The following is a 10,005-nucleotide window of genomic DNA, read 5'->3' as shown; positions in this document are numbered from 1 at the left end:
GCCTGGCCACGAAAATCCTAGACTATGAAATCGCTTCGGACGGGCTGCTGGCCAATCTTCTGGCGTTCAACGTGGGCGTCGAGCTTGGCCAGATCATGGCGCTTGCCGTGATCCTCATCGTCATGGGATTCTGGCGGAAATCCCCAAACTTCTTCCGCCAAGCCTACACCGCCAACGTCGTCATGATGTCCATGGGGTTCATCCTCATGGGCTTGCAAATCACCGGCTACTTCGTAGCCACCTGAGAATTTAGGAGACCAAAATGTTTAACGCAAAAAAACCGAGCCTTGATGAGCTTCCCAGCTCCGCGCAGCTTATCCGTTCCACCGCCATTGCGGCGGCCAGCGCCGTTGCGATCCTTGTGACCGTCGTGCTGCCTGCCGAATACAACATCGACCCTACAGGAATCGGCGGCGTCCTCGGTCTGGCAGAAATGGGCGAAATCAAGACCCAGCTCGCAGAGGAGGCCGAAGCCGACAGACTGCTGGAACTTGAGGCAGACGAGCAGTCGAGCCTGATGAACGATATCTTCGGGCTCTTCGTCGGCGCGGCACATGCGCAGGAGGTCGAAGCCTGGCGCGACGAGATCACCTTCACCCTGGCGCCTGGCGACTCGGCGGACTGGAAGATGGTGATGGACGAAGGCCAGACGGCGGAATACAGGGTGATCGTTGAGGGCGGCCGGGTGAATTTTGACCTGCACGGTCATGGTGGTGGCCAAACGGTAACCTATGAAAAAGGCCGTGGTTCCAGTGGCTCCGAGGGCGAGGTCACCGCCGACTTCGATGGGCAACACGGCTGGTTCTGGCGGAATCGGGACAGCCAGCCCGCAACCGTGACTGTCCAGGTGCGCGGCGAATATGCCGAGTTCGTGCAGCTCGACTAGACCCTGAAAGGGCAGCCACCCGCATGAAAGGATGCGGGTGGTTGCCTGGCTCCGAAACAGACCTTGGATGAGTCCGCAGTCTCGCCTCAGATTTTCCCCTGAAACCAACCTCGGGCATCCGTTGGCCAGTCAGTCAGTACCCGCGTGGCAATGTCACGCCTATGTTACAGGATACTTCTTGACCTCCCCCTACTGGAAGCTTGCATAAGAACTGCATGATCCGTGTCTTTCGCCTCATTTTGATTCTTGCATTGAGCTTCGGTGCCGTGGTTGCGCCGGATGTATCGGCAGCGAATGCGGCTGAGGCAGCAATGGCTCAGATGGTGGGCGCCGAAAGCGCGGACGACCATTGCGGCGGATGCGATCCGATCGGATTTGCTGACGGGATATCCTGCGAGGGTGGGTGTACAGTCCCTTGTGGCGCGGGAAGCACGGCCGGTATCGTAGCTCGTACGTCAGCGATGACGCTTGAGATGGCCTTCGGTGTTGTCATCCCAGTCGCGGGATCTGTGATCCCGATTGGCGCGGTTCCCTCCCTTGATCCATTTCCTCCCAAGCTGCCTGTCTGAACGTGATAACGGCCTCGCTTGTTGCGGGGCCTGACCGTTGCCTTGGCCGAAGCTGGCTGAGTGCGACCCTTTCAGATCAAGGCAGAAGTAATGACCCTCAACAGACTGATTTCACGACGGCACGTGCTGCGCACCGGTGCCGCTCTCACGGCCATATCCGCTCTGTCACCGGCACGAGTAGCGATGGCCAGTCCGACCGGGGACCCTTTCGTGCTACGCGCTGCGGCCGGACAAGCCGCCCTGCGACCGGCACCCTACGGCTCTACCGACGTCTGGAGCTACAACGGATCCCTCCCCGGCCCCGAGATCCGGGTGCGGCAGGGAGACCGAATTCGGGTTCTGGCCCAGAACGGGCTAAATGAAGGGACGACGGTCCACTGGCATGGCATTCGCACACCCAATGCGATGGACGGCGTGCCGTTCCTGACACAGGACCCGATCCCGGTCGGTGGCGAGTTTCTCTACGAATTCGATGCGCTGGACGCAGGTACGTTCTGGTATCACCCGCACCAGCGCAGTTCGGAACAGGTCGGCCGCGGCCTTTACGGGCCGCTGATCGTCGAGGAGGCGGACCCGATCCGTGTGGATCGCGACCTGACCTGGATGCTTGATGACTGGCGCATGACCCGAGAAGGACAGATTGCCGGGGACTTCGGAAGCCGTCACGACGCCATGCACGGCGGCCGCATCGGCAATTCCGTGACCATCAACGGCCAGATGCCGGAACGCATCTCCGTGCGATCCGGAGAACGCATCCGCCTGCGGTTGATCAATGCGGCGAATGCCCGGATCTTCGGGCTGAATTTCGGTGGTCTTGCGCCGGTCGTGGTCGCTCTGGACGGTCAACCCGTGTCACCTCATGTACCAGACGATGACATCGTGGTGGTCGGCCCGGCCATGCGTGTCGATCTGGTGATTGATATGACCGGCAAGCCCGGAGAGAGCCTGACCATCACCGATGTCTTCTACAGGGATCTGGAATACCGTCTGGTCGATCTCGCCTACGGGCCGGATCGGTTACGGGACGCGGTCCCGGACTGGTCGATGGAACTGCCACCCAACCCGCTGGCCGAACCCGATATGCAAGCTGCGACGCGGCATCAGATCATCTTCAATGGCGGTATGATGGGGCAGATGATGATGGGCGGCGGCATGGGGTCCATGATGGAGCAGATGCGCGAAGGCAACATGTGGTTCATCAACGGCGAAGCAGCAACCGGGCACATGATGGATCCATTGCTGGTCCTGCCGCAGGGCACGTCGCATGTGGTCCAGATGGACAATCGCACCGCGTGGCATCACCCGATGCATCTTCATGGACATTCGTTCCGTGTGATCACACGGAACGGGCAACCGACACGGCATCGCGAATGGCAGGACACCGTCCTGATGGCACCGGAGGAACGGGTCGAGATCGCCTTCGTGGCGGACAATCCGGGAGACTGGATGTTCCATTGTCACATCCTGGAACACCAGGCGGCCGGCATGATGGGCATCATACGTGTCGATCCCGGCACGACCAAAACCTGAAACAATCTCACGTAACGATCAACACGAAAGGAAAGAACCGATGAAGAAACTAATTGGACTTGCCAGTCTTGGCACCGCAGGTGCTGCCGCTGTCCTTGCAATGAGCCTGAATGCCGCGCCTGCCGCAGCGCAAGAGGCCACGCTCTACAAGAACCCGCAATGCGGATGCTGCGAGAGCTATGCGGACTACCTGCGCGAGAATGGCTTCACGGTCGAGGTAAAGCCGACCCATGATCTGGCTCAGATCAGCCGTGATGCAGGTATCCCGGACGATTTCCAAGGCTGCCATACGACCTTTCTGGGTGACTACGTCGTCAGCGGTCATGTGCCAATTGATGTCGTCAACAAGTTGCTTGATGAGCGCCCGGACATTGCCGGTCTGACACTTCCCGGCATGCCGTTGGGATCGCCGGGTATGGGGGGCGCGAAGCAGGAACCGTTCAAGATTTACACCGTCGAAGAAGGTGTGAACCCGACCGTCTATGCGGTCGAATGATCAATTGCGCGGCCTGGTGCGATCCCGTGCCTGACCGGTTTCAAGGGAAAACAAAGGATGAAGTGCATGATGATGGATGGTGGAATGATGGGCGGCGGCATGATGATCGCGATGGGACTGGTTTGGTTGCTGATCGTGGGGGTGCTGGTGCTCGCGGCGATCGCATTGGTCAAATACATCCGCTCAGACGGCGGAAAATAGAAATGCGCCGGGATGCGTAATGAGGGTGCCAGCAGCGGCGACAGCCTGATGTCGATGGGATTGGTTTGGGCGCTTTGCGTCCTGCTCATTGTGTCGTCGCTATTGGCGCTCTTCATCCTCTGTATGTGGCTCGTAAAAAGGAGGCGTAAGCGTAGTGATAACAGGCATTAGAGTCTCCGCGTTCTTGCTCGCTGCAACGGTCCTGCCCGTTGCGGCGCAGAGCGACTTGCACGCGGGCGAGCGCCTCTATCAGGAGAACTGTGCCAGTTGCCATGGCGCAAACCTGGAGGGGCAGCCCGATTGGCGCTCCAGATTGCCGAACGGCCGGTTGCCTGCCCCGCCGCATGACGCCTCAGGCCATACCTGGCACCATACGGACCGCGTGCTTTTGGACATCGTGAAGCGCGGAACGGCGGCGATTGTCGGGAATGGCTATGAAAGCGACATGCCCGGTTTCGGGGAGGCGCTGACGGACGATGAGATCACGGCGATCATCGATTACATCAAGAGCACATGGCCCGATCGGAACCGCGCTTCGCAGGAAAGCCGTACCCTTGCGGATGAGCAGGTGCAGCCATGACGCAAGAGGTCGTCAGCAAAAACGAAGCCGTGGCGCGGCGCAGGATCTCCGGGTTTGTGCTGGTGCCGCTGATAGCTTTTGCCCTCATGGTCTTGTTCGGCTGGGGGCTTTTCAGGGGCGGCGACGACTTGCCATCGGCGCTTCTGGGCAAACCTGTGCCGGAGTTTGCGCTTGCTCCGGTGCTCGGCCGTGACGACGGTCTGTCGACGCAGGACCTGATCGGCCATGTCTCGCTGGTGAACGTCTTTGCCTCGTGGTGTGTGCCCTGTCGGGCCGAACACCCGCTGTTCATGGAGCTGAGCGCCACCGGTGAGGTGCCGCTCTACGGGATCAACTACAAGGACCCACCCGAGCAGGCGCGCGCCTGGCTCGACGAATTGGGCGATCCCTACGCGCGCATCGGGGCCGACATCGACGGACGCGCGGGCATCGAATGGGGCGTTTACGGCGTGCCCGAAACCTATGTCATCGCCCCCGATGGCACCATTGCCTACCGCCATGTCGGCCCCATCACGCGAGCGAACCTGGAGGAAACCCTTTTGCCGATCGTCCGTGATCTGAAAACCCAAGCTGGCAAGGAGCCAACACAATGAAACATCTCAAACCGGCGCTGATCGCCTGGGCATTGTCCGTCAGCGCGGCCTTTGCTGGGCCGCAGGGGTTTGCGCTGCATGACACGCCACAGCCCGTGATCAACGTGCGCTATCTGACCGCGGACGGCAGTCGCGGTGACATGGAGGACTTTCGCGGCAAGGTGGTCCTCGTGAACGTCTGGGCAACCTGGTGCGTCCCCTGCCGCGAAGAGATGCCGACGCTGGATGCGCTTCAGGCGGAACTTGGCAGCGACCGCTTCGAGGTGGTCGCCCTGTCCATCGACAGGGCGGGGTCGCCCGTCGTGCGGCGTTTCTACGACGAGATCGGTATCACCAACCTCGCGATGTATGTCGACGAGACCATGCTGTCGATGACTGCCCTGCGCACCGTCGGGCTGCCGACGACGATCCTGATCGACGCGCAGGGGCGGGAGCTTGGGAGACTGGTCGGCCCGGCCGAATGGGATGATCCCGAAATGGTGTCCTTCCTACGTGGCTTTACCGAATGAATACCGCCGAAAGAGTACCGCCCGCTCTTGACCTTCCAGTTACTGGAACGACTATTTCTTACACATCGAAAGGATTTTCTGGATGACCGACATATCACCCTCTAACGGCGCAATCACCGCCAACATCGCAAGAGTTGGCAATTGGACCCAGTGGTTTACGTGCAGACGATTGCTGTTCGTCGGTGCGGCAACCGTGATGGGGGGCGGCATGGCCCTGAACTGGGGATGGCTCACCGCGATCGGGCTCGCGCCTGTTCTGGTCTCGCTGGCCCCCTGTGCCGCGATGTGCGGCCTGGGTCTGTGCATGAAGGGCGGGTCTGGAAAGGGCTGCTCCAAATCGCCGGACGGGGCGTCTCCCGACTGAGTTCTTTCGATAACTACACGATCAACCCAAGGAGAAAACCATGAGAAAAACACTTACAAGTTTCGTCGTTGCGACGGCCCTTACCGCAAGTGCATTTGCCGTCAGCGCCCAGGAACAGACCACGCCGGAAACGGGCGAAATGATGCAGAATGAGGGGGCCATGCAAGGCAGCATGATGGACGGCGACATGATGGGCATGATGAAGATGATGGCCGAAATGAAACCCATGATGGAAGCCTGCACCGAGATGATGGCGTCCATGACCGAGAAAATGGACGGCGGCATGATGCCGTCGGAAAAGTCTGACGGCTAGATTTGCCCAAATGCCTGTCGGTCAACGGATCGGCAGGCATTTATTGTAAGGATACAAGAATTGACAGCACTGACACGGCGCGCCGCTTTAGCGATACTCGCGGCCACGATTTCGTCTCCGGCCTTCGCCAATCATCCGGGTGAAAATCTGGATGCCCGCATGTTCGAGATGGAGCCATATTTCCAGGCCATAGATGCGGCGCAGGCCCCAGAATTCGAGCTGCAGGATTCCGAGGGGAATCCCGTGCGCCTGTCGGATTTCAGCGACAAGGTGGTCATCCTGCATTTCATCTATGCCAACTGCCCGGATATCTGCCCGCTCCATGCGGAAAAGATCGCGGCGGTCCAGGCTTCGATCAACGACGGGCCGATGAAGGATCTGGTGCAGTTCATCTCGATCACGACCGATCCGGTGAATGACACGCCGGACGTCCTGCGCGAGTACGCGGACCGGCATGGGCTTGATCCGACCAACTGGGTCATCCTGACCAAGCGGCCCGATCAGGGCGACGACGCGACGCGCATTCTGGCGCGGGACTATGGGCTCGAGTTCACCATGACTGCCGACAGCGATATGATGATGCACGGAGCGGTTACCCATGTCGTGGATATCGGCGGGCGGTTTGCCGCAAAATTCCATGGCATGGACTTCAAGAATGTGAACCTGATCCTTTATGTCAGCGAGTTGATCAACAATGCCCAGCATCGACGCCGGGAACGCAGTTGGTGGGACCGGGTGACAGGGGTGTTTCAATGAGTGTCACCGCGACTGGCGTCAGGCTGTCCTCGACAGACGGAATTTCACTGACAGCCCTGCGTCGGTATTTTTCGGTAATCATCCCGGCCAATCTTATCTGGGAGTTCGCCCATATGCCGCTCTACACGATCTGGAACGAGGGCACCTGGGGTGAGATCGTCTTCGCCGCGGTTCATTGCACGGGTGGCGACATCCTGATTGCCATGAGCGCGCTGGTGCTCGCCTTGATGATGTCGGGCCGAGGCTGGCCCATTGTCGCTTCGACGCGACGCTCGGTTACCGTCCTGACGGTGGTGTTCGGGTTGGGATATACGCTGTTCAGCGAATGGCTTAACATCGTGATCCGCGCGGCTTGGGCCTATTCAGACCTGATGCCGATCATTCCGGTCATTGATGCAGGGTTGTCTCCGGTACTGCAATGGATCGTAATCCCGCTGATTGCCTTCTGGTGGGCATCACGGCCCTTCAGCGGACATGGAAACACATGATGGATATTTCCGGCATCGGCATCTTCGCGGCCTTTCTGGCCGGGGCCATTTCGTTCCTGTCGCCCTGCGTCCTGCCGCTGGTGCCGGGCTATGTCTCCTATATTGCTGGCCAGCCGGATTTGCGAACGAAGCGATCGGTCGGCCTGCGGGCGCGCGCCAACGCACTTGGGCTAAGCGCCTGTTTCGTTTTTGGATTTTCCACGATCTTTGTCGCGTTGGGGGCCGGGGCTAGCGCGCTCGGGTCGCTGCTTCTGACCTGGCGCACTGAACTCAACTATCTGGGCGGGGCGATCATCATCCTGTTCGGACTGGTCATGTTGGGCGTCTTTCGTCTGGATGCCTTCTCGCGTGACACCCGCTTCACACTCGACATTCTGGGGGGTCGCCCGCTTGGAGCCTATGTTCTGGGCTTGGCCTTCGCCTTTGGTTGGACCCCCTGCATCGGACCGATCCTTGGCGCGATCCTGACACTCAGTTCGACATCCGGCGGTATGTCGGACGGCATCTGGCTGCTGTCGATCTATTCCGCGGGGCTGGGCGTGCCGTTCCTGTTGGCCGCGCTGTTCACCGACGCCATCGCCGCGCGGGTCAGACAGATCGGCAAGGCCGGTCGCTGGCTCTACAAGGGCGCAGGCGTCGCCATGATCATCATGGGCGTTGCCATCATGACCGGCCAATTGTCCCGGTTTGCCTACTGGCTTCTGGGAACCTTCCCATTCCTGGCTTCAATCGGTTAGTCTTCATTGGCATTCCTAAGGTGAAGCCAGATCAGTATTGCCCCGATGACGAGAAATATCAGGTTGAGGAAGAACGTGTAGTCGATGCTGAACCGGACCATTTCCTGAAGCGAAGGCCGCTCGGTCGGGATCATCCCTACGAGAGCGAATAGGTAATGCACCGTAATTCCCGCAGCGACCATGCACAGGTACAGCAAGCCTGAAAGATAGAGCGCATACTGCCAGCCATAATACTTTGCGTGCACCCAGATCACCGTGGCCGCAACAAGATCGGCTCCGAGAAAGGCGATCGCGCCTCCGAACGACGCGTCACGCGACCAGAGCATTGCGGCCAGGGGGACATTTCCCATCGACCCGATGAAGGTAAAAAATGCCACGATCGGTGCCACCAGCGCGTTTTCAAGAACGATCAGGAAGCCCGACGCATCTTGCGCTCCGCCGTCGCCTATCAGGAAGATTGCGTTCCAGAAGCTCTGCGGCACAAAGACGGAAATAAAGCCGGCGACCGTGAAGCCGAAGAGGATCTCCTTCCAGGCCATCTTCCACTCCATGAAGAAGGCGCGGGCGATCCGATCCCACCCCTCACGGGACAGCAGCTTGTCGCGAAACGTTCCCTTCATGGTTTTGTCCATGTCCATACCTTCGTCGGACTGGGCCTTCGCCGCATGCTCTTTTGCGCTTTCGACAAGCGGTTTTGGAAACCATATCAGGGTGAGGGCATAGGCGTAGATCGTCATCAGGATGCCAAGCAGGAAATTCGCCACCATGAATTTCCAGCCCAGCAGGACCAGAAGGACGATTCCAAACTCGATCACCAGATTTGTTGATGAAATCAGGAAGGCGATCGAATGGACCGGATGCGCACCTTTCACGAGGATCGAACGCGACGCGGCAAGAGCCGCGAAGGAACAGGACGACGACACGAAACCAAAGAAGCCGGCAATACCTGCCTTCCCGGCACCACGATCACCCAGAACACGCGCCATCTGATCCCGTGTCACGAAGATCTGGATGCCTGCGGAGATGATATAGCCGAAGATCAGCGCCCAGAGCGCCTTCTAGAGCATGCCGCCCCGGTCGTGAATGCTTCGATTATCTGGTCCATTCAGCTTGACCTTTTTTTGCAGTGATGCCTGATCTGCGCACCTGCCGGGAGAACGAGTCTGAGGGATGTGAAAACGGCATCTGCCTTTCAGCCGATTAGATAGACTCTGATCGGCATCCAAATCCCCATGACCATCATCATCAAGTTCTCTGTGAGCGAGACAAAGCCGAGCGGTACATTGCTGTCACCACCGACACAGGCGCATTTCAATTCACGCTTGTCGATATAGACCGCCTTGAAAACCGATACCGCGCCAACAGTGCCGATGAACAGGGCCACCGGTGCCGAAAGCCAGGTCAGCGCCCCGGCGACCATGAGGATACCTGCGAAAGCCTCTCCGAACGGATAGATCTTGCCATAACGCACCCACCGACGCGCCAGCAGGTCGTAGTTCAGGAACATGGTCGAAAAGCTCTCGACATCCTGAAGTTTTTGTACGGCCAGAAAGCACATCGAGATCGAGATGAACCATTCCAGGGCGTGCAGGGTGAAAATGGTCTCGAAGCTGTACCATGACAAACCGAGCGCCATCAGGAACGCGACGGCAAAGATCGCAATCACCGGCTGGTAGGATGTGTCCGAGCGTTCGTCTTCGGGCGCATCGATGCCGAAATGGACCCGAAGGTCGTCATATCCGCCGGTCCGCTCGTTGCCGATCCAGGTTTGCGGGGTGGTTTCGACGCCGTGCTCTTCCATGAACGCGTCGGTTTCCTCACTGTCTGACGTCAGCGCCTATGGGACAGATTTGAGGTTTTCGTAACGGAGATGCGGTCATCGGGCCGATTCGCCACCATTATCGTGGTGGTTTTCGGCAAAGAGGAGATGACCATGGCGTATTACATAGGGCTTGATGTTTCAGTTGAGAGTACGGCCGTTTG

14 protein-coding genes and 1 pseudogene are annotated in these 10,005 nt (G+C 59.1%); 13 read left to right on the top strand and 2 right to left on the bottom strand.

What is annotated here, in order from left to right; genetic code table 11:
• The 13 genes from Q0X85_RS05340 to Q0X85_RS05280 form a co-directional block, all read left to right on the top strand.
• Positions 1 to 245 (top strand): HupE/UreJ family protein (locus Q0X85_RS05340; RefSeq protein WP_297770005.1); only part of this gene is annotated, 245 nt, incomplete at its 5' end.
• A gap of 17 nt (positions 246 to 262) precedes the next feature.
• Positions 263 to 886, top strand: coding sequence for a transmembrane anchor protein (locus tag Q0X85_RS05335; protein ID WP_297770002.1), 624 nt, complete (start codon positions 263 to 265; stop codon positions 884 to 886).
• 659 nt (positions 887 to 1,545) lie between these two features.
• Positions 1,546 to 2,985 (top strand): multicopper oxidase family protein, encoded by a 1,440-nt coding sequence (locus Q0X85_RS05330; RefSeq protein ID WP_108721713.1) that lies wholly within the window; start codon positions 1,546 to 1,548, stop codon positions 2,983 to 2,985.
• A gap of 40 nt (positions 2,986 to 3,025) precedes the next feature.
• A complete protein-coding gene (locus Q0X85_RS05325; RefSeq protein WP_009820203.1) occupies positions 3,026 to 3,481 on the top strand; it encodes a DUF411 domain-containing protein in 456 nt (151 codons plus the stop codon).
• Positions 3,482 to 3,547: 66 nt separating this feature from the next.
• A complete protein-coding gene (locus Q0X85_RS05320; protein ID WP_281200965.1) occupies positions 3,548 to 3,682 on the top strand; it encodes a hypothetical protein in 135 nt (44 codons plus the stop codon).
• A gap of 184 nt (positions 3,683 to 3,866) precedes the next feature.
• Positions 3,867 to 4,262 carry a cytochrome c gene (locus Q0X85_RS05315; RefSeq protein ID WP_240313134.1) on the top strand — a complete coding sequence of 132 codons (396 nt, stop codon included), beginning with the start codon at positions 3,867 to 3,869 and terminating at the stop codon, positions 4,260 to 4,262.
• Positions 4,259 to 4,855, top strand: a complete 597-nt coding sequence (locus tag Q0X85_RS05310) for a DsbE family thiol:disulfide interchange protein (RefSeq protein ID WP_069301684.1) — start codon at positions 4,259 to 4,261, stop codon at positions 4,853 to 4,855. The genes Q0X85_RS05315 and Q0X85_RS05310 overlap by 4 nt, the downstream gene beginning before the upstream one ends.
• Positions 4,852 to 5,364, top strand: a complete 513-nt coding sequence (locus Q0X85_RS05305; protein WP_297769989.1) for a TlpA disulfide reductase family protein — start codon at positions 4,852 to 4,854, stop codon at positions 5,362 to 5,364. The genes Q0X85_RS05310 and Q0X85_RS05305 overlap by 4 nt, the downstream gene beginning before the upstream one ends.
• A gap of 82 nt (positions 5,365 to 5,446) precedes the next feature.
• Positions 5,447 to 5,728 (top strand): hypothetical protein, encoded by a 282-nt coding sequence (locus Q0X85_RS05300; RefSeq protein WP_069301686.1) that lies wholly within the window; start codon positions 5,447 to 5,449, stop codon positions 5,726 to 5,728.
• A gap of 40 nt (positions 5,729 to 5,768) precedes the next feature.
• Positions 5,769 to 6,041 (top strand): hypothetical protein, encoded by a 273-nt coding sequence (locus Q0X85_RS05295; protein ID WP_069301687.1) that lies wholly within the window; start codon positions 5,769 to 5,771, stop codon positions 6,039 to 6,041.
• A gap of 60 nt (positions 6,042 to 6,101) precedes the next feature.
• Entirely contained in the window at positions 6,102 to 6,797 is a 696-nt protein-coding gene (locus Q0X85_RS05290; protein WP_297769984.1) for an SCO family protein, read from the top strand.
• Positions 6,794 to 7,285: a hypothetical protein gene (locus tag Q0X85_RS05285; protein WP_297769982.1), complete on the top strand. Its 492-nt coding sequence runs from the start codon at positions 6,794 to 6,796 to the stop codon at positions 7,283 to 7,285. The genes Q0X85_RS05290 and Q0X85_RS05285 overlap by 4 nt, the downstream gene beginning before the upstream one ends.
• A complete protein-coding gene (locus Q0X85_RS05280; protein ID WP_297769980.1) occupies positions 7,282 to 8,022 on the top strand; it encodes a cytochrome c biogenesis protein CcdA in 741 nt (246 codons plus the stop codon). Before Q0X85_RS05285 ends, Q0X85_RS05280 begins: the two co-directional genes overlap by 4 nt.
• Here the strand turns inward: Q0X85_RS05280 and Q0X85_RS05275 are convergent.
• Together Q0X85_RS05275 and Q0X85_RS05270 are read right to left on the bottom strand one after the other, a co-directional pair.
• Positions 8,019 to 9,023, bottom strand: coding sequence for a permease (locus Q0X85_RS05275; protein ID WP_297769977.1), 1,005 nt, complete (start codon positions 9,021 to 9,023; stop codon positions 8,019 to 8,021). The genes Q0X85_RS05280 and Q0X85_RS05275 overlap by 4 nt on opposite strands.
• Positions 9,024 to 9,214: 191 nt before the next feature.
• A pseudogene (locus tag Q0X85_RS05270) lies at positions 9,215 to 9,841 on the bottom strand (MauE/DoxX family redox-associated membrane protein); the annotation flags it as partial.
• Between the last annotated feature and the right edge of the window lie 164 nt (positions 9,842 to 10,005).

The organism is uncultured Roseovarius sp. (genome assembly GCF_947259555.1).
Lineage (GTDB): Bacteria > Pseudomonadota > Alphaproteobacteria > Rhodobacterales > Rhodobacteraceae > Roseovarius.
The sequence above is the reverse complement of the archived record's forward strand: the minus strand, read 5'-3'. Positions and strand labels throughout refer to the sequence as shown.

Coding starts and splice junctions, on each gene's coding strand:
- Q0X85_RS05335 (WP_297770002.1), top strand. CDS start 263: ATGTTTAACGCAAAAAAACCGAGCCTTGATGAGCTTCCCAGCTCCGCG.
- Q0X85_RS05330 (WP_108721713.1), top strand. CDS start 1,546: ATGACCCTCAACAGACTGATTTCACGACGGCACGTGCTGCGCACCGGT.
- Q0X85_RS05325 (WP_009820203.1), top strand. CDS start 3,026: ATGAAGAAACTAATTGGACTTGCCAGTCTTGGCACCGCAGGTGCTGCC.
- Q0X85_RS05320 (WP_281200965.1), top strand. CDS start 3,548: ATGATGATGGATGGTGGAATGATGGGCGGCGGCATGATGATCGCGATG.
- Q0X85_RS05310 (WP_069301684.1), top strand. CDS start 4,259: ATGACGCAAGAGGTCGTCAGCAAAAACGAAGCCGTGGCGCGGCGCAGG.
- Q0X85_RS05305 (WP_297769989.1), top strand. CDS start 4,852: ATGAAACATCTCAAACCGGCGCTGATCGCCTGGGCATTGTCCGTCAGC.
- Q0X85_RS05300 (WP_069301686.1), top strand. CDS start 5,447: ATGACCGACATATCACCCTCTAACGGCGCAATCACCGCCAACATCGCA.
- Q0X85_RS05295 (WP_069301687.1), top strand. CDS start 5,769: ATGAGAAAAACACTTACAAGTTTCGTCGTTGCGACGGCCCTTACCGCA.
- Q0X85_RS05285 (WP_297769982.1), top strand. CDS start 6,794: ATGAGTGTCACCGCGACTGGCGTCAGGCTGTCCTCGACAGACGGAATT.
- Q0X85_RS05280 (WP_297769980.1), top strand. CDS start 7,282: ATGATGGATATTTCCGGCATCGGCATCTTCGCGGCCTTTCTGGCCGGG.